This window comes from Vibrio sp. R11-SG3-ISO9 (assembly GCF_059834255.1).
The window spans coordinates 298,052-317,441 of the sequence record NZ_JCBDGU010000009.1; the positions used below are offsets into that span (position 1 = coordinate 298,052).

Here is a 19,390-nt window from a genome sequence, read left to right on the forward strand (position 1 = left end):
CATCAGAGTTATGACTCTGATTGCAATGAAAACCAACCAAGCCTTTCTCAAGCAAAATTAGTAACGACGATGGCGTTGATTGATGTTGGGAAAGCGGCCTAATGAAGTGCATCACTATTATGAACACAGAAAAAATCGCTCTGATCAAATCAAGCATCAAAAGCATTCCTGATTACCCAAAAGCGGGCATTCTATTTCGTGACGTAACCAGCCTTATGGAAGATCCGGCTGCGTACAAAGCGACGATCGAACTGCTAGTGGATACCTATAAAGATATGGGCTTCACTAAAGTAGTTGGTACGGAAGCACGCGGTTTCCTATTTGGCGCGCCATTAGCGCTTGAGCTGGGTGTTGGTTTTGTTCCTGTTCGTAAGCCAGGCAAGCTACCACGTCAAACTGTGGCACAGTCGTATGAGCTTGAGTACGGTACAGATACGCTTGAGATCCATACTGACGCGATCTCTGAAGGCGATAAAGTGTTGATGGTCGATGACCTATTGGCAACAGGTGGTACTATTGAAGCAACAACTAAACTGATTCGTCAGCTTGGTGGTGTTGTAGACCACGCAGCCTTTGTTATTAATCTTCCTGAAATTGGCGGTGACAAGCGCTTAGAAGGTCTAGGCCTTGAAGTGTTCAGCATCTGCGAATTTGACGGTCATTAATCCTTTCGGAATTATTCATGAGCTATCTAGCGTTAGCGCGAAAATGGCGACCAACGAAGTTTAAAGAAGTCGTTGGTCAAGCCCATGTTTTAACAGCTTTAGAGAATGCACTTAGCCAAAACAGGTTGCACCATGCATACCTGTTTAGCGGTACTCGAGGTGTCGGTAAAACGACCATCGGCCGCTTGTTTGCTAAGGGACTAAACTGTGAAACAGGCATTACCTCTACACCTTGTGGTGAGTGTGCAACCTGTAAAGAGATCGACGAAGGTCGCTTTGTTGATCTCCTAGAAATCGATGCGGCGTCTCGAACCAAAGTTGAAGACACACGTGAGCTATTGGACAACGTTCAATACAAGCCTGCTCGTGGTCGCTTTAAGGTTTACCTTATCGATGAAGTTCATATGCTCTCTAGGCACAGTTTTAATGCCCTTCTAAAAACCTTAGAAGAGCCGCCTGAGTACGTGAAATTCTTATTGGCAACAACGGATCCTCAGAAGCTGCCTGTGACAATTTTGTCTCGCTGCCTGCAGTTCCATTTGAAGCCTATCAGCGTTGATAACATCCACGAGCAGCTTGATCACATTCTTGAAGAAGAGAAGGTGACGACTGAGTCTCGCGCTCTGGGAATGATAGCGCACGCTGCTGATGGCAGTATGCGTGATGCATTGAGCTTAACCGATCAAGCGATTGCATTGGGCAACGGCAATGTAGCAACTGACATTGTTTCCCATATGCTGGGTACGCTAGATACTGATCAAGCGATTCACCTGCTTGAGGCTATCAGCAGTAAGCAGCCACAAACTGCAATGGCGTGCATCCAAGCACTAGCTGAGAACGGTGTCGAATGGGATGGACTATTGAATCAGTTGGCGACTCAACTGCATCGATTGGCTATGTATCAGGCTCTACCAGCTTCGTTAGATAAAGCTCAGCCAGATGCTGAAAAGATAGAACTTCTTGCACAAGCACTCAGCCCGCAAGACGTGCAGCTCTATTATCAGATCGTGCTTAAAGGGCGCGAAGACCTGCCTCTTTCACCAACGGCTCGCGTTGGTATTGAGATGGTTGTTCTGAGAATGTTGGCATTCCGCCCTGCTGCAGAGATATCGTCAAGCGCTATCTCGACTGAGCCTGCGGAGCCGAAAGCGACAAGTGCTCCCAAAGCAGCACCAACACAAGCTACGCAACCTGCTAACCCGGCGCAGCCTATGAATCAGGCTCAGCCAATGGCAATACCTCAACAGCAGGCGCCAACAGGGCAGTCAATGCCAAGCTCTATGCCACCGCAAGGTTACGGCCAACCGAGCGCACCACAATACTCAGAGCCTCAAGGGTATCCTGACTCTGGTTATATGGGGGGCCCACAGGATATGCCTCCGGCGTATGATGATCATGGGCAGTATGGCGCTCCTGCTGCGCCAATGAGCCAGCAACCTGCAACACCTGCTCCGAGCCAACCTGTGGCACAAAGTCAGCCTGCGCCGGCTTCTGAGCGTCCTGCATCACCTGTTAGCGGGTTACGTCACCAGTTACGTTCTCAACGTAAAGGTGCAACACCAGACGCAAGAGGCAGTGCACCAAAAAAGGCTAAAGCGACACCAGCTAAAACTTCAGTTCTCGACCGAGTTGCTCAGCAACACGGTGGTTCTGAGCGGGTGTCGCCAACTTCTCTCCCTGCAGCATCGACACAAAATGTAACCGATGATAATGAACCTTATCGTTGGAAACCGTCTAAACCTGTAGTGAAAGAGGTCTCAAAAGAGCTAACACCTACTCAGATAAGACGCGCGTTAGAGCACGTTAAAACACCTGAGATGACTGAAAAGCTGTTGCATGAGTCGATCGCTCAAGATGAATGGTCGGCAACCATACAAAAGCTTGAAACGGCGAAACTTGTCGAGCAGTTGGCACTGAATTCCGTATTCAGTAAAAGCGGCACGTCAATTAGTCTGATGCTACGACCAACACAAGCACACTTGAATACCGATAAAGCGCAGAGTGAATTACTGCAATCACTGAATACTGTACTAGGTGAAGAGTGCCATTTAAGTGTCGAGATCGGCGAATCAGGCGAAACGCCACTAGAATTACGTGAGAGGCTGTATCAAGGTAAGTTGAAAGATGCTTTCACCAGCCTTGAGAATGATGCCAATGTTCAGTTCATTGAAAAGCGCTTTGCTGCTGAGCTGGACAGAGACAGTGTTCGTCCAATTTAGTCACCACGAATGTGGTTATAGGCAATATGTCCTTCGTCACATTAACAGTATCGTAGGGTTGAATCAGAACGGTTCAACCCCCATTAAGTCAGTTATTGCTTAATGTATTTTATAACCAATTAGACCAGAGAGATTATCATGTTTGGTAAAGGTGGTATGGGCAACCTAATGAAGCAAGCCCAGCAAATGCAAGATCGCATGCAAAAGCTTCAAGAAGAAATCGCAAATATGGAAGTAACCGGTGAATCTGGTGCTGGCCTAGTAAAAGTAACGATCACTGGTAGCCACAGTGTACGTCGCGTTGATATCGATGAAAGCCTAATGGAAGACGATAAAGAGATGCTTGAAGATCTTATCGCTGCGGCATTCAACGATGCAGCTCGTCGTGTTGAAGAGACTCAAAAAGAGAAAATGGCTGGCGTAACTGGTGGTATGCAGCTTCCACCAGGTATGAAGATGCCTTTCTAATTCGTTTTTCTCAATGATGCGCTAAGTGCATCGTGAATTAAAAACTGAAATGGTTAAATAATGCGTACCAGTCATATGCTGGAGCATTTGATGGAGGCCTTACGTTGTCTACCTGGGGTTGGCCCCAAGTCGGCGCAGCGTATGGCCTTTCATTTGTTACAGCGCGATAGAAAAGGCGGCCTGCAATTGGCTGAGGCGCTTGGTCAAGCGATGACGGAAATTGGCCACTGTAGTGAGTGTCGTACTTTTACAGAAGAAGATGTTTGTCATATTTGTACCAACCCTAAACGTCAGGAAAATGGTCAAATATGTGTGGTTGAAAGCCCTGCAGACATCGCAGCAATCGAGGCGACAGGTCAGTACTCTGGTCGTTACTTCGTTTTGATGGGGCACTTATCACCGCTTGATGGCATTGGTCCTAGCGATATCGGTCTCGATGTTTTGGATTACCGTTTGCGTCGTGGCGATATTGCAGAAGTGATTCTTGCAACCAACCCAACTGTGGAAGGCGAAGCAACAGCTCATTATATTGCTGAGTTGTGTAGCGCTCATGAAGTGAACGCTAGCCGAATCGCTCACGGTGTTCCCGTTGGTGGCGAGCTAGAGCTCGTGGATGGCACCACGCTGTCTCACTCACTGTTAGGTCGACACAAAATCTAATCTAAGCCGCTTGCTCTCTTATCTAGAAAGTCAGCGGCTTTTTTTGTTCATGAGCTAACAATTTTATTGAGACAGAGGCTATGTGATAGCTTCGAGTTCAGTGATATTGTCGAGCGCTTCTTGGTTTGTTTTGCCGCAAATGATTGGGCACGCCTTAAATTGGTGACACACTTTTGGGCGTTCCGGTTGTCCGAATAGTTTGCATAGATTCTGTTCATTGAGCTGAATACAGCGAATGCCAGCAGGCTTGCCATTTGGCATACCAGGAATAGCAGATGTAATACTTGGTGCAATACAGCAGGCACCACAACCTAGACGACATTCCATCAATTTATACTCAGTCAAAACAGGGTGCGCGATAGTAGCAAAAATTATCGCTTGTGGCAGCTTTTGTCTGTGATTAATCCCTGAACACTTTTTATCCTTGAACTTTTTGTGGGCTAGCGGTATAACACGCACCCCAGTAAAAGAGTAAGAAGTCCTATTATGACCAGTCCATTTTGGCAAGAAAAATCACTAGAACAGATGACCGAGCAAGAGTGGGAATCGCTTTGTGATGGTTGCGGCAAATGTTGCCTGCACAAACTAATGGATGAAGATAGCGACGAAGTGTACTACACCAACGTGGCATGTAGCTGGTTAAACAGTAAGACGTGTTCTTGTAAAGATTACCCAAATCGTTTTAGCTCAGGTGAAGAGTGTTTGAAGTTAACTCGTGACAAGATTGATGAGTTTCACTGGCTTCCTGACACATGTGCTTATCGCCTATTGTCAGAAGAGAAGCCACTGCCAGAATGGCACCCACTGATCACTGGCTCTAAATCTGCAATGCACGCTGCGGGTGAAAGTGTACGTAATAAAGTAGTGTATGAGATTGATGTTGTTGATTGGGAAGAGCACATCATCAATCACCCAAATCGCGCTTAGTGTGGATTAGTCGCGAATAAAAGAATGAAAAAAAGGCTCACATCTCTGTGAGCCTTTTGCTTAGTTAGGAGGGTCCAAGCAAGTGGACATCGTCATGGCTAAGGTCAATTAAGTGGTAGTTCTGCAACCACTTGATTGAACGCACTACGAGCTTTCTGTGCCTGTTCGGACAACTCAAGTTTCTTCGCTTGTGCTGCGGTTAGGTTGCTCTCAGCAAGCTCCAGTGCTTGCTGCAACTCTTCCGGCAATTCATGCGTTTCCATCTGAGAGCCTTGTTCAAGAACATATGCTCGAATCTCTTTTTTCACATCTGCCAGCGCTTTGTAGGCGGAACGCTCTAGCTCGGCTGCGTCTTGAGCTGCATCTTTTACTTTCTCAAACTGAGCCAGTGCCATACCTTCAGCGGACCATGGGTCCATGTCTGGCAGTTCTTCGATGTTGATTGTTGGCTCGATGTAGTCATCTTGATGGCGTAGGTCGAGACTGGTCGCACGAACAGCAGAAACCATCAACATAACCGAAATTCCTAGTAGCGGTAGACCACCCACGATAGCTGCAGTTTGAAGTGTGCTTAAACCGCCCAAGAACATCAAAATCGTTGGCAGAAATGACAGTGTAAATGCCCAGAACATGCGGTTCCAACGCATAGGCTCTTCTGTCACGTTGTTTTGTACTACCGACGCCAAGATGTATGAGATAGAGTCAAAAGTCGTTGCCGTGAAGATAATACACAACAGCGTAAATACCGCGATAACCAGTGTGCTCATTGGTAGTTGGTCAAGCATCGAGAAGATCGCTTTGGTTGCGCCATGCTCGTTGAGTACAGCCACTACATCTAAGTCTCCAGACAGTTGCAATGACAGACCGTAGTTACCCAAAATCATGAAGAATAGGAAACAGCCCAAAGATCCAAAGAAGATCGAACCTGTCACCATCTGTTTAATTGTGCGACCACGGGAGATACGTGCAACGAACAAACCCATACTCGGGGCGAATACTAACCACCATGCCCAGTAGAAGATGGTCCAATCTTGCGGGAAATGGGTATTTTCAAATGTACCGTAGCCCCCAAAAGGTTCAGCCCAAGTTGCCATTACAAAGAAATTAGAGAGTAAGCGACCAATTGAATCTAGGCCGGTTTCCAACATAAAGATGGTTGGGCCCGCAACAAGCACAAACGCCAATAGACCCATCGCACCCCAGAAGTTGATGTTGCTGAGGATTTTGATTCCTTTCTCTAGGCCCGCGTAGGAAGAGTAGGCAAAGATCGCGGTACAGATCAGCAGTACACCCGCTTGTGTCAGGGTGTTCTTTGGCAAACCGAATAGGTGATTCAAACCTTCGGTGATAAGAGGAGCCGCTAGACCAAGCGTGGTTGCCGCACCGCCTAAAAGACCAAAGATGAACAGCACGTCAACAATCTTGCCCGGAGTACCTTTACTGCGATGCTCACCAAGAACTGGCATGAGCGCGCTAGAAATCTTTAATACAGGCTGTTTACGCACATAGAAGAAGTAAGCGATCGGCAAAGCTGGGATCAAATAGATAGACCATGCGATTGGTCCCCAGTGGAACAGTCCATAGGTCGCAGCCCAGCGAACCGCTTCTTCACTGCCAGGCTCAAGTTGGAACGGTGGTGATTGGTAGTAGTAGGCCCATTCGATACAGCCCCAGTAAAGAATACTGGCACCGATGCCGCCACAAAATAGCATCGCAGCCCAAGAAGCAGTGGCAAACTCTGGCTCTTCATCAGCTTCACCTAGCTTGATCTGGCCCATGTCACTGAATACGACATAAACCATGAAAGCACAGGCCGCTAAACCAAGTGTTAGATAGAGGAAACCGAGTTTGTCGGTCATGAAGGTTTTCGCGATCGCAATCCATTCTGCCCCTTGTGCAGGGAACATGATCAGCGGAAACACAATCGTGAGTAGCAGTGCAATGGCACCGAAAAAGGTGGGCTTATCAATAAGCGCAAAGGAGTTTTTCACGAGCTTTATTCCATAATAATGAGACCAGAATTATGGTGTGAAGTCGTTTTTTAGAACAAATCAGGAATGTTGTCGTAACGATAAATCTGTAAAGTGATGCCAGTAAAGAGTGGTTCGGTGACTCGCTAGACTAAGGCAAGCAGAATGCCGCCAATGGTTACCGCTGCGGACAGATATTGCCCCGCTGAGTATGAGCCATCTTCCTCTTCTTCAATTTTGTCTGGATGATCCATTCCGAGTGCGCCATGGGCAAAAGATTCAACCTTGTCACCAACGGTTTCGTTTTCAGCTTCGATTTTCTTCGCTTCTTTATCTATCTGTTGCAGGGCGACTAGTAGCGCTTTTCCTTCATCAGACAGCTTAACGGTATTTTGCTCAACCTTAAGTGGCGCAGGCTCTGAAGGTACAGGCGCACCTTTTGTCGGCTGAAGCTTCGCCGGGCTATAAGTTTGAGTAGCATTGTTGGTAACAGGCGTCATAACACTCTCCGTAGTTGCACCTTAAATAGAGTATCGGCCGAGCAGTGAAAAACTTGTGTAATTAATCACCGAGGTGATGTTTTGCTACTCTATCTAGGCTTGCCTAATTAATAAGCAATAGTTGTGCCGATACTCAGTTAGGTTGAACTACGTGGTTGTGTTATTCGTGGGCTATTTGCACTCTAAGCCTTTGCCTCGATGAGAAAGTTTCTTGTACGCTTTCATACGATTTTCTTGTTTAACGTAGCGCGTTGGTGGAGACAGAACTTGCAGTTGGTAGTCTTCGCTAGAATCATTCAATGATTCGACAGGAGTGATGACCACTACATTCAGATCGGCATTGCGACGTAAAATAGAGGCGGCAGTTCCTAAGCCTTGTTCTGTATGAAATTTGCCCGCGACGTGAATGACTTGTTTATCTGGATTTTCATCTAGGTATTTCACAATCGAATCTGCCATGGTTTCATCCCAGGTCACTTGAGCGGCAAATTGTTTTTCTGTTTGCTCAGGTGTGCCGTGGTGCATGGAAGCCATGAATTTTTCTTTATAAGGGCTGTCACTAGTATTGACGTCGTCAGCTATCCATTGGCGCTCTTCAGGAGTCAATTTTTCTAGGTAATCAATTCCATTACGGCCGATACACTGCACAACTGGCTTTGGTGCATTGGCGGCGATGATATCGATACCTTGTGACTTCGCTAGCTCCACGAGTGGGCGATAGTCACTTTGATAATTTGGCCATGCCGCCGCGTCTGACATGAGAACTTGTTCACCGATCTCTCCCGCAAGATAGTCGTCGATAACATTTTGGTGCTGTCGCGTGAACTGTTCCATGGATAGGGCAACGTCTTTGCTGTCAGCTAAACGTGCCTTAAGAAAGTCGGTCTGGAATCTATGTACAGCAGAGTGTGTATGCCATTCACCAATTAGAACCACATCGGCATCAATCAATGCACTCGGGAGTTGGTTAAGCGCAATCGGCTCCCCTTTGGCAGAAGCAAATTGGTAGTCGTAATAGGTAGTAATTGGGGATAAAACTGCTTTGTTGTCGCCTTGAGCCTGCTGAGAAGGCTGATTTGCACAAGCGGTGAGAAGGGCGGTTAGGCCAATAAGAAAAATACGTTGCATTGAATAACTCCTTGAAGAGTAAGCATACTAAATGAGGCTCACAGAGAATTCAATGCAAACGATAATTAATATCAACTAGCTCTGTTTACGATAAACTCTTAGCATGAAATCTGCCTCGCACTGGTAGCTATCGCTTTGCATCAACTCTTGCTTAAATGACTCTGTTGCCTTCCAAGCGAAAGGGGTCATTTGAAGCAGGTCAAAGGCATCCGAACCTGAAAGCTCCATCATGTAGTTTAGGTGCTGTTGGCTCTCTAGGGTAAATCCTTCGATGGTTTCTGGTGTTTCGTCATGCAGTCGCACGCCGTCATAGATCGCATCACGCAGTTGATACAGGTGGCGGCCAGCAGGCGTCACTGTAATTACCACACCTTGTTCTTTCAATGTTCGTTGTAACTCTTCTGCCTTACAAGGCGCATAGATGCGTAGAACGGCGTCTAAGCTGTTGTTAGCGAAAGGTAGTCTATGGCTCGATGCCACTGAAAAGTTAACCGCTGGGTAGCGCTTAGCCGCATAACGGATAGCAACCTTAGAGATGTCTAAGCCGTAAATGCTTGGATCACGTTGCGCGAGCTTAAGAGCGATTTCATTGGTGTAGTAGCCTTCACCACAGCCAATATCCAATAGATTCGGCTTTTCCACGGGTAATACATTTTCACACAGAGCAACCACAGCTTGGCGCATTGGGTTGTAGTGGTCACCTTCTAAGAATCGGCGACGAGCTTGCATCATCTCTTTATTGTCACCTGGATCTTTTGAGCGCTTGTGGTGGGCTGGCATCAAGTTGACGTAACCCTCTTTGGCAAGATCAAATTGGTGGTTGTTCTCACACTTAAAAGTTCGAACAACTTGAGTGAGAGATTGGTGACATAAAGGGCACTGGTAGTTCATGACGCTCTCTGTGCGGCTAGTAAAGTGGGCAGCGAGTTTATCAAAAATGTCGCACTAGGCGAAATAAAAAGAGCCGCGTAATGCGGCTCTTGATGGGGTTAATGGAAGAAGTCGACCTGTTGTTTTAGGTCTTGAGCTTGCTGCTGGAGCGCGGTAGCACTTTGCGATGTTTGTGCGCTGGTTTGGCGACTCTCTCTGTTTAGTTCGCTGATTGAGTGCGCATTAGCTGCTATCTCTTGGGTAACGTGTGCTTGCTCTTCAGAAGTCGCAGCAATGGCATCAGCTTGAGAAGCGATGGAATGGATCTGGTCAGCAATCGACTCCAAGGCCGTACCCGCTTCCTGCGCTTTGTCTAAGACAGAGTTAGCACTTGTTTGGCTCTCATTCATCATGCGTACAGCGTTGTCCGTTGAGCTCTTAAGAACCGTAATAATGTCTACAACGTCTTTAACTGACGTTTGCGTTCGATGCGCTAGCGTTCTCACTTCATCAGCAACCACAGCAAAACCTCGACCTTGCTCGCCAGCACGCGCAGCTTCAATTGCAGCGTTAAGTGCCAGTAGGTTCGTTTGCTCGGCGATCTCATCAATCATCTTAGTAACGGTTTGAATGCTTTCGCTGTCTGTGTTTACTTTTTCGATTGCTGCCGCTGATTGGTCAAGTTGATCGTTAAGCTGAGCAACATCAATGCAGACGTTCTCTACAATTTCTAAGCCTGATTGACCATCGGTATTTGCAGAGCGTACGTTTTCAGCGATGTTTTCGACTTGTTGAGCGACAGATTGCGCCGATGATGCCATCTCTTCAATGGCAGTCACCACTTGCTCAACTTGTTCTTGTTGGCGCTCAGATTGAGTAAGGTTGAGTGACGCATCGCTCGCCACACTGCTAGAGTTGCTTTCAACCTTATCGCTCGCTCCACGGATCTCGCCGACTAGATTGTTGAGCTGGTGAGCCATGTTAGATAGCCCATTACTCAAGTTAACGATCTCGTTATTGGTATTTCCAGCGGTGCGTGGGATATCAATACTTACTTCACCTTTAGCCAGGCGATTCATGTATTGATTCAAGGTCGTCAATGGGTTGAGTGTGCGGCTCAAGAACACAGTTAGAATCAAGAAGGTGATAGAACCAACAACCAAGGAAACGATAGCGATCAGTTTAAGCAACTCTTGACTGCCTTTGGTGACTTCACTGATGAAAGTGCCACCAAGCAGCTTCCAGTTCCAGCCAGCGACTTCCGTGTAAACTAGATACTTTTCACCTATGTTGCCTTGGTACTCAAATGGGTACTTGATGAGGCCACTCGGTTGTTCAAATAGCTGGTAAAACGGTTTGTTACCTTCATAATCCTTCACATCAATAATCGAAGGATCACTTTCAGTATGCTTCGGATGTAATAGGTAGTGGCCTAAATGATCTGGGTTGTTATCAAGCACGATGGTATAGCCAGTATCACCCCAGTTCAGGGTTTTCAAAGCGGCAAACAAATCTTGAGTTGCACGCTCTACGGCAAGACCGATGAAAGAGATGCCCATCACTTCACCTTGAGCGTCCTTGATTGGTGCGTAATAGGTAATGTAGCGCTGACCATAGAGCTTGATCTGTGCATAGTAAGGCTGACCACTAATCAGTTTTTGATAACCTGGGTGGCTCTGGTCAAGCGTTGTACCAACCACACGCTCACCTTGCGGATTTTTCAGCGAGGTCGCAACACGAATGAACTTATCACCAAGTGGCGCAAATAGCGTGGCAACGGCTCCTGTGTCACGAGTAAAGCTATCAACGAGTTTGGTGTCGCCGATTAAGCTTTCGCTGTACTGTGTAATGTTTGGTACCTGATGACCTTGGAAGTCGACCGTATAGTTTTCTACATATACGCCTGCTAGGTAGCCGTTACGAAAAGTAGATTCTAGGACCTCAGCTGTGTGAAGGTAAGCATTGAATTGGCCTTCGATTGTCTTAGCCATAGATTCAATTTTAGATTGGTGCTCTTTGAGAGTACTTTCTAACAGCACATTTGAGGCGTTTTGATAAACCAGTGCAGCAATACTGGAAAATGCGATGACCAGACACAGTGTTGTGACTAGCTTTAATTGAAGCCCAACACTTTGATTCTTGTATTTATTCCACATGACGTGCCTTTATTGTTCATTTTGTAAATATATATTTTGCATGCTAGCTATTTATAAAACCAATTAATTTGATATTTATTAATTTAACTATCAAAAAAATAAACAAAGCGAGCGAGTTGCTCATGATTTGACCGGGTGTGTGAGGAATAAATTACAAAAAAAGGCCAGAGATTCCGGCCTTGAAGAGATTATTGAATCGAGCGACTTATTGGGCAGAGATAGCCTGTCAGCTCAAATACTTAACTGGTGAGTTATTTTGCTGCGATAGTTGTGATCAGCTGGTGGCTTTCGCCTGGTTGCAGCTCTTTACCTTGTTCGATGCTTGGAGCGTGAAGGGTTGATTCAACACATAACATGGTTAGGTATCCATCATCTTGCATGTCACCCATACCTGCAGCACCTTCTGCCCATGGAGTCCATAGAACTGCACTGTTGTGGCCTTGGTTTTCAACAGTCAGTGTGCGCGCAAGTTTCGCATCAGCGACTGAAATAACGGCTTCTGGCTGCGTGTAAACACGATCGATAGTATCAGTAAGTACAAGCTCATCACCGCCTTGGCACACTTTGCTATCTTGTAGGCTATCAATGTACTCAGGGCCCATGCCTGTCGTTTTGGCTTGGTGAATATCGCCCACATTAAGGTATGTGTGCAGTGCACCAGAACACTTCCAAGGTTGAGAGTCAGTATTTGTCACCTCTAGCGTTACTTTCAACTCATCACCGATTTCGACGTTAAGACGAGCGTCAAAGCGGTGTGGCCATACTGCAAGCGTGTTGTCATTGGTGCTTAAACCTAGGCTTACGATAACACCGACTTCACTTTCACGGTGCTCAATGAGTTGCCACTCGCTGTTGCGCGCGAAACCGTGTGCAGGTGCAGCAATACGGCCAAACCATGGCCAACATACTGGGATGCCGCCACGTAGGGCTGTTTTACCGTCAAACTTTGCCTGTTGGCTCATCCAAATTAGGTCTTGTTGGCCCTTTGGTTGGTAAGAAATTACGTGTGCACCAAACAGAGAGATCGCAGCATTCGCTTTCTCGTGAATAACGCGAACCAGCTTTACGTCTTCGTGTTCAATAATCGTTACATTGTCTGAAAGCACGGCTACAGCAGGGAGAGTTGATAAATCCATTACATAATCCTTCTTAAGGGAAATTGAATTCAAATTCGAGGTGAGCGGACTCGGGGAAAGAGTAGGGGAGCTCTCGTATTTGAATTGAATCTCATACCGAACAAATGTGCCGCTTGTTAAACATCATCTCTGACAAGGGCTTTGGTGTTTCATAAATCACAGGTACAAAAAAGGCGACTCTAGAGCCGCCTTTTCTTTTCAGTCTTTTCTCAAAGACAGTCTAGCTAAACGCTATCTAAGTAGTAATTACTTAGAGATGTGTGCGATTAGGTCTAGAACTTTGTTTGAGTAACCGATTTCGTTGTCGTACCAAGATACAACTTTAACGAATTTGTCAGTTAGAGCAACACCAGCTTTAGCATCGAATACTGAAGTGTTAACTTCGCCGATGAAGTCTTGAGAAACAACTTGGTCTTCAGTGTAACCTAGAACGCCAGCCATTTCGCCTTCAGAAGCTTCTTTCATTGCAGCACAGATTGCTTCGTAAGATGCAGCTTCTTTTAGGTTAACAGTTAGGTCAACTACAGAAACGTTAGCAGTTGGTACACGGAAAGCCATACCAGTTAGAAGGCCGTTTAGTTCTGGAAGAACAACGCCTACAGCTTTAGCAGCACCAGTTGAAGATGGGATGATGTTTTGAGAAGCACCACGACCACCGCGCCAGTCTTTAGCAGAAGGACCATCTACAGTTTTTTGAGTTGCTGTAGTAGCGTGAACTGTAGTCATTAGACCAGACTCGATGCCCCACTTGTCGTTAAGAACTTTAGCGATTGGAGCAAGACAGTTAGTAGTACAAGAAGCGTTAGAAACGATGTCTTGACCAGCGTAAGTGTCTTGGTTAACGCCCATAACGAACATTGGAGTTGCGTCTTTAGAAGGACCAGTTAGAACAACTTTCTTCGCACCAGCAGTGATGTGCTGACGAGCAGTTTCGTCAGTTAGGAAGATACCAGTTGCTTCAGCTACAACGTCAACACCGATTTCGTCCCACTTAAGGTCAGTTGGGTTACGCTCAGCAGTTACGCGAACTGTTTTACCGTTAACGATTAGGTTACCGTCTTTAACTTCAACAGTACCGTTGAAACGACCGTGAGTTGAATCGTACTTAAGCATGTATGCCATGTACTCTACGTCGATAAGGTCGTTAATACCTACTACTTCGATGTCAGCGCGCTCAACAGATGCACGAAATACGAAACGACCGATACGGCCAAAACCGTTAATACCTACTTTGATAGTCATTGTAGTTGCTCCACAACTTAATTTCTGATTAAAGATAACTGGTAGTAAAATTACAGAATCCAGTTTAAATCTGCAATAGATAATCCGACTTAACTTGTTTAATGTCAAAAAAAAGCGACGCTTTTCTTAACAATTAGGTGTAAGTGGTTGAAATTTGACCATTGCTAGTGGTTCTGTACCCCTCCAGTTGGGTAAAATACCTCTAAATGACGATTCACTTATGAGTGTATATGTACAATGTATCTCGGTGAGAAAGTATGTGCTACAAATCCCGCTAGATGCAAGTATTTATGGAAAAAAGTAAATATAATAAAAGAGAATGTGGAGAGATATTAACGTGAATCAAAGGGGAGAAAATATGACGAAGCCCGATGAATACTGGCGTGAGCGCCTGACTGATGAAGAATATCAGGTGTGTCGTCTACGTGGAACAGAGCCTCCTTTTACTGGCAAGCTGTTACACAATCATAAGACAGGGGTTTACAGCTGTACCTGTTGTGAAGCCCCACTGTTTATGTCTGAGAATAAATACGACTCCGGCTGTGGTTGGCCAAGTTTCGATGCCCCTATAAATGATAAGGCAATCCGTTATTTAGAAGATCTAAGTCACGGTATGAAACGTATAGAGATCCGTTGTGCGGCCTGTGATAGCCACCTAGGTCACGTTTTTCCGGATGGTCCTAAAACCACTGGAGAGCGTTTTTGTGTAAATTCTGTGTCGTTAATTTTCAACAAAAATGACAAAACTACAGAATAAGTGACATCTATTGTCAAAACCTTTCATATGACGTGGTGTCGTTACAAAGTAAGTTGACGAATTGCGAGTCGCTTCTCTCAAAGGCATAAAAAAACAGCTACCGAAAAGGGTAGCTGTTTTTTTGTGAGTCTGGTTTGTGTTGTTGAACGGTGTAGTTATCGTTTAGATACAAGCGATGGTTGGTACCTTCCATCCTCAATGGCTTCAACGATGTAGTCAGCGTCATCCTCTAGCTTGTCATAAACATCACTTGGGAAGTGGTACAGCACTTTCAGTTCAGGCTCCGATGCAATCGGCACATTAAACTCTTTGGCGACCATCGCCCATAGATACGCTCTTTCCATGTTACCTAGGCTGTGATTAATGCTCGCTAGGGATTTAAAGATCTCAGTGTTGACGGTTGAGCCGTTAGAAAGTGTCAGTGCGTTATTGAGTAGCTTGACGGTTTTCTTGTGATCACGCGTGGTATAGAAGGTAGCTAATGCGTATTGCATTTCCGCTGTGTTGAGTGCATCGCTGCCTTCTAGCTGTAAGAAGCTACGACGCGCGTCAATATTGCCGGTTTGCGACCATAAGAAGTAGAGGGTTTCCGGCTTATTGGAACCTAAAAGCTCTTTTACAATTCGTTCTTCTTCTTCGATGCTGTGCATCAGTGCTGAGAAGCGGCGCTGCTTGAGTAAGGTCTGATCGATGGTTTCAATTTGAGAAGCCAGCTCAAGACACTTCTTGTACTCGGCGATTAAGCCATATTCTACGATCTTGTTGTGCTCGGTAGGCTGCTTCAATACGTCGAAGCGGTGCCAGATGAGATCGGTACGGGCAACTCGGCATTGACCATCATTCATGTTGAGGTCAGCACAACGCAGCTCTGAGTGAGCTTCACATAGCTGTTCTGTATTTTTGTTCCCCTCAAAGCACCCAGTTAGCGCCAAAGGGGCAGCGGCGAATAGCCATTTAAAAATTCTCATATACCTTCACTTGTGATCGAATACACTTATTTCCAGTGCTCCGCTTGACTCCATTCCACGACAGGTTATTTTCTGGTGAAAATTGTTAATACTAAGGCTTTACCATGGATGCAGAACAACTTCTTAACGCAATGACCCCAGAGGTCTACGAGCGCCTAACGTATGCAGTAGAGACGGGAAAATGGCCCGAGGGTACGGCATTGACGCAAGAGCAGCGTGACTCTTGTATGCAAGCTGTCATGCTTTACCAGTCAAAGCATAATGTTGAAGCACAGCATATGACAGTTGCTGCGGGTGGTGACATTAGCTTTAAGTCGAAAGCTGAACTTAAGAAACAATTTACTTCAGATCAAGAAGATATTGTTAGAGTAAATCCTAATCACTAAGTCATACTTGTGACAATATCACATAGTTTAAGATTTAAAGTGAAAAGGGGTGGCATTGAGCCGCCCCTTTTTATTGTCTTCACTTTTGTTTTCAGCGTGTTGTCTATCCGGGTATATCTTCGGTTATAGACTCATTTCACCACGCAATACTTGCTGCATTTTTTCTTTTACTTGTTCATAGCTTAGGTCTTGGCTAAGTAAAAAGTGCAGTTTTGCCAGTGCCGCTTCAGGGGTCATATCGTAACCACTCACTACACCGGCATCCGCAAGAGCACAACCTGTCGCGTAGCCACCCATGTTCACTTTACCAGCAAGACATTGAGTCAGGTTAACCACGATGACGCCACGCTCTGAGGCATCTTTTAGATGTTGCAGTAGCTCTGGGTTTTGTGGCGCATTGCCCACACCAAATGTTAGCAAGATCATCGCATTTACTGGCTGAAGCAGGGTGTTTCGAATCACTTCGTGAGAAATACCAGGGTACATTGTGATCACACCAATTGGTTGAGGTGTAATGTTGTGTACCTTGAATTCGCCCTCAGGCTTCTGATCAACCACTACATTGTTGCTTAGTTGGATATTGATACCCGCTTCAAGTAGTGGATTTAGGTTTGGTGAGGTAAATGCGTTGAAACCATCAGCGTGTGATTTGGTACTACGGTTACCGCGCATCAATTTGTTATTGAAGAACAGTGTGACTTCGTTGATCGGGTAGTTGGCCGCAATGTGCAGTGCATTCAGCAGATTTGCTTGACCATCTGAGCGCAGCTCTGCAAGAGGGATCTGTGAGCCTGTTACAATCACTGGTTTGCCAAGGTTCTCTAGCATGAAAGAGAGTGCCGATGCAGTGTAAGCCATGGTGTCTGTGCCGTGCAAAATAACAAAGCCGTCGTACTTATCGTAGTTAGCGCGGATGTCATCAGCAATGGTCTGCCAATCTAGCGGCGTCATGTCTGAAGAGTCCATCAGCGGAGAGTATTCATGAATCGTATACTCAGGCATCTCTGGGCGGTGGAATTCAGGCATGCTCGCTAGCTGCTTGTCCATAAAACCCGCCACTGGTACATAGCCGTGGTCATGCGATTTCTGCATACCGATGGTGCCGCCAGTGTACGCAATGTAGATATGTTTTCTTTCCATAGCGATTGTTACTTTTGTTTATAGGGAACAGGGACGCGATTATAGCGGATAATCAGCCAATAAAAAGAGGCACCCCACACAGAGGTACCTCTTAATAGAGCAGTAAGGAGAGACGCTTATTGTACTTGGCAATTCAAGCAGAATGCGTAGCGGCCTTGAGGGTCATTAAAGTTACTTAAAAGTTGGCTATCTTGCGCCAATTGTTGAGTAACTGGCTGTAAACTACTTGGGATAAGGCTCTGAACATCAAGTCCTAAAGACACCTGAACTTGGTTCATGAACTCTTGAATAAACTGCTCAGTTGCTGAAAGCGGCTCTTCAACCCAGTAAACGTTGTACTCTTCAAGCTCTGCCAGCGTTGCAGCAGCAGCGATTGCGTCGTCAAAGTCACCGATTTCATCGATCAATCCGTACTGTAGAGCATCTTGCCCCGTCCATACTCGGCCTTGAGCCACTTTATCGACACTCTCTACATCCATGCCGCGACTAGAGCCAACTAGACCGATAAAGCGTTTGTAGCCGTGCTCGATACCCATTTGGAATGCATCTTTAGCGCCGTCGGTTAGGCCTGTTGTTACGCCTAAGCCAGAAAACGGCGATGTACCGACACCATCAGTGTAAACACCAATGTCATTCAAGCCTTTTTCAAAGGTTGTGATCACACTGAAGATCCCGATAGAACCAGTAAGAGTCGTTGGCTGTGCCATGATCTTATCTGCACTCATCGAGATCCAGTAACCACCAGAAGCCGCTAGGCTAGACATCGATACCACAACCGGCTTGCCTACTTCTTTCAGAGCAACGATTTCATTTCGAATTACTTCAGACGCGAATGCACTGCCGCCAGGGCTGTCGACACGTAGAACGACAGCTTTAACTTGGTCGTCATTGCGAGCTTGGCGAAGTAGAGCTGCGGTAGTGTCACCACCAACCGTACCGCGAGGTTGCTTACCATCCATGATCGCACCGCTTGCAATCACAACGGCAATATCATCCGTTGAAGTTGGCAGATCCGGTAGCATGGTTGCTCGGTAGTCGTAGTAGCTCAGCGCGTTGTAGCTGTCTTTGCCATCACTACCAAAGGTGTCAGCAAGCTCCAAACGAACCTCTTGTCGTGTCGATAGTTGGTCAACTAGGCCAAGTTTTTTAGCAAGCTGAGCGATGTCACCGTCTACAGATTCAAGCTCGGATAGGAAAGTTTCCATGCTTGGGTTTAGGGTTGCAGACTCGATCTGACGATTATTTGATACATCATCAACATAAGCTCCCCAAAGCTGACCTAACCAACGAGACGCCGATTGTTTCGCTTCTTGTGACATGTCGTTGCGTGTAAATGGCTCAATCGCTGACTTATACGTACCTACGCGGAATACATGCGTGTTTACGTCTAGCTTTTCTAGCAGTGTTTTGTAGTAAAGCGAGTAAGCACTGTAGCCTTTGAGGAGAACGCCGCCATCTGGAGACATGAAGATCTTATTGGCGTAACTAGCCAAATAGTATTGGCTTTGGTTGTAAAAATCACCAATGGCGTAGATTGGCTTACCCGTTGCCTTGAACTCGTTCAGCGCTTTTGCAATGTAGCGAAGCTTAGTGAGATTGGTTTCTGGCAACTCACCCAGTGCTAACACGATGCCGGTGATGTTCTCGTCATCTTTCGCGTAACGAATGGTATCAACGATATCAAAAAGCACGTTTTCCTTTGGTAAGTCCTTACCTAACAACGAGCCGGTGACTGAATCCATTGGGTTGATGTAACGGCTCTGCTCGACAATTGGGCCTGATAGGTTAAGCACTAATGCCGATTGCTGTGGAACCGTAGGCTGTGTGTTGTCCGTTTGGAAATACACAAAGTAGATGAGGGCAATACTCAATAAAAAGAACAGATTGATCACTGCAACACGCACGAAGGTGATCAGTTTCCATATCCCTTTAAAGATCATACCGATAAATTTGGCTATTTTTTTCATTATTTCTCCACGGCGAGAACACCACACTTAAACAAGCAGTAGTACTATTTATCTCAATAATATTAACTGTTTAGTATCCTACGTTAATTCAAAGTTCCAAACTAGATGAACTATTTGTTAATCGATAGATATTCTCATTAAGTGTAGTCAGCTTATGCTTTTTTGAACGATTAATGCGCCCTGCATTATGATCGGTGTTACAAAAATGTAAACGGTTGTTTGAAATTTTGG

General features: G+C 45.9%; 18 protein-coding genes. 7 read left to right on the forward strand and 11 right to left on the reverse strand.

Features of this window, described 5'->3' with window-relative positions:
- The first annotated feature begins 119 nt into the window (after window positions 1-119).
- The 4 genes from apt (at window position 120) to recR (ending at window position 4,012) form a co-directional block, all read left to right on the forward strand.
- Window positions 120-665: an adenine phosphoribosyltransferase gene (apt, locus tag AC6R05_RS03935; protein WP_032552216.1), complete on the forward strand. Its 546-nt coding sequence runs from the start codon at window positions 120-122 to the stop codon at window positions 663-665.
- 17 nt (window positions 666-682) lie between these two features.
- Window positions 683-2,884, forward strand: a complete 2,202-nt coding sequence (gene dnaX, locus AC6R05_RS03940; protein ID WP_500646625.1) for a DNA polymerase III subunit gamma/tau — start codon at window positions 683-685, stop codon at window positions 2,882-2,884.
- Between the two features lie 138 nt (window positions 2,885-3,022).
- On the forward strand, window positions 3,023-3,352 hold the full coding sequence (locus AC6R05_RS03945; protein ID WP_004748326.1) for a YbaB/EbfC family nucleoid-associated protein: 330 nt from the start codon (window positions 3,023-3,025) through the stop codon (window positions 3,350-3,352).
- 60 nt (window positions 3,353-3,412) lie between these two features.
- The gene (gene recR / locus AC6R05_RS03950) at window positions 3,413-4,012 is read left to right on the forward strand and encodes a recombination mediator RecR (protein WP_032551914.1); all 600 of its coding nucleotides are present in this window, start codon (window positions 3,413-3,415) and stop codon (window positions 4,010-4,012) included.
- A 78-nt stretch (window positions 4,013-4,090) separates the two neighbouring features.
- On the opposite strand, the gene AC6R05_RS03955 is transcribed toward recR, so the two are convergent.
- Entirely contained in the window at window positions 4,091-4,339 is a 249-nt protein-coding gene (locus AC6R05_RS03955) for a YkgJ family cysteine cluster protein (RefSeq protein WP_500646626.1), read from the reverse strand.
- Between the two features lie 159 nt (window positions 4,340-4,498).
- Here AC6R05_RS03955 and AC6R05_RS03960 point away from each other — a divergent pair, with 159 nt between their 5' ends.
- Window positions 4,499-4,939, forward strand: a complete 441-nt coding sequence (locus AC6R05_RS03960) for a YcgN family cysteine cluster protein (RefSeq protein ID WP_500646627.1) — start codon at window positions 4,499-4,501, stop codon at window positions 4,937-4,939.
- A 104-nt stretch (window positions 4,940-5,043) separates the two neighbouring features.
- Here the strand turns inward: AC6R05_RS03960 and AC6R05_RS03965 are convergent, their stop codons facing one another.
- From AC6R05_RS03965 to gap, 7 genes are all read right to left on the reverse strand, one after another.
- Window positions 5,044-6,930, reverse strand: a complete 1,887-nt coding sequence (locus tag AC6R05_RS03965; protein ID WP_152469076.1) for a BCCT family transporter — start codon at window positions 6,928-6,930, stop codon at window positions 5,044-5,046.
- 125 nt (window positions 6,931-7,055) lie between these two features.
- Window positions 7,056-7,409 carry a hypothetical protein gene (locus tag AC6R05_RS03970; protein WP_150893860.1) on the reverse strand — a complete coding sequence of 118 codons (354 nt, stop codon included), beginning with the start codon at window positions 7,407-7,409 and terminating at the stop codon, window positions 7,056-7,058.
- 171 nt (window positions 7,410-7,580) lie between these two features.
- Window positions 7,581-8,537 (reverse strand): ChaN family lipoprotein, encoded by a 957-nt coding sequence (locus AC6R05_RS03975; RefSeq protein ID WP_500646628.1) that lies wholly within the window; start codon window positions 8,535-8,537, stop codon window positions 7,581-7,583.
- Between the two features lie 75 nt (window positions 8,538-8,612).
- Window positions 8,613-9,428: a 23S rRNA (guanine(745)-N(1))-methyltransferase gene (rlmA, locus tag AC6R05_RS03980; protein ID WP_500646629.1), complete on the reverse strand. Its 816-nt coding sequence runs from the start codon at window positions 9,426-9,428 to the stop codon at window positions 8,613-8,615.
- Between the two features lie 98 nt (window positions 9,429-9,526).
- Entirely contained in the window at window positions 9,527-11,563 is a 2,037-nt protein-coding gene (locus AC6R05_RS03985) for a methyl-accepting chemotaxis protein (RefSeq protein WP_500646630.1), read from the reverse strand.
- Between the two features lie 251 nt (window positions 11,564-11,814).
- Complete coding sequence (locus AC6R05_RS03990) at window positions 11,815-12,699, reverse strand: D-hexose-6-phosphate mutarotase (RefSeq protein WP_500646631.1); 885 nt, start codon at window positions 12,697-12,699, stop codon at window positions 11,815-11,817.
- 246 nt (window positions 12,700-12,945) lie between these two features.
- Window positions 12,946-13,941, reverse strand: a complete 996-nt coding sequence (gap, locus tag AC6R05_RS03995) for a type I glyceraldehyde-3-phosphate dehydrogenase (protein WP_004740660.1) — start codon at window positions 13,939-13,941, stop codon at window positions 12,946-12,948.
- Between the two features lie 358 nt (window positions 13,942-14,299).
- Here gap and msrB point away from each other — a divergent pair, with 358 nt between their 5' ends.
- Window positions 14,300-14,698: a peptide-methionine (R)-S-oxide reductase MsrB gene (gene msrB, locus AC6R05_RS04000; protein ID WP_500646632.1), complete on the forward strand. Its 399-nt coding sequence runs from the start codon at window positions 14,300-14,302 to the stop codon at window positions 14,696-14,698.
- A 155-nt stretch (window positions 14,699-14,853) separates the two neighbouring features.
- Here msrB and AC6R05_RS04005 read toward each other — a convergent pair whose 3' ends face one another.
- Complete coding sequence (locus tag AC6R05_RS04005) at window positions 14,854-15,666, reverse strand: DUF2989 domain-containing protein (RefSeq protein ID WP_500646633.1); 813 nt, start codon at window positions 15,664-15,666, stop codon at window positions 14,854-14,856.
- Window positions 15,667-15,770: 104 nt separating this feature from the next.
- Between AC6R05_RS04005 and AC6R05_RS04010 the strand changes: the two genes are divergently transcribed.
- Window positions 15,771-16,052: a YeaC family protein gene (locus AC6R05_RS04010; protein WP_032551962.1), complete on the forward strand. Its 282-nt coding sequence runs from the start codon at window positions 15,771-15,773 to the stop codon at window positions 16,050-16,052.
- Window positions 16,053-16,175: 123 nt separating this feature from the next.
- Here the strand turns inward: AC6R05_RS04010 and ansA are convergent, their stop codons facing one another.
- Both ansA and sppA read right to left on the reverse strand, forming a co-directional pair.
- The gene (gene ansA, locus AC6R05_RS04015; protein WP_032551963.1) at window positions 16,176-17,192 is read right to left on the reverse strand and encodes an asparaginase; all 1,017 of its coding nucleotides are present in this window, start codon (window positions 17,190-17,192) and stop codon (window positions 16,176-16,178) included.
- Between the two features lie 116 nt (window positions 17,193-17,308).
- Window positions 17,309-19,159 carry a signal peptide peptidase SppA gene (sppA, locus tag AC6R05_RS04020; RefSeq protein ID WP_500646634.1) on the reverse strand — a complete coding sequence of 617 codons (1,851 nt, stop codon included), beginning with the start codon at window positions 19,157-19,159 and terminating at the stop codon, window positions 17,309-17,311.
- Window positions 19,160-19,390: the final 231 nt, after the last annotated feature.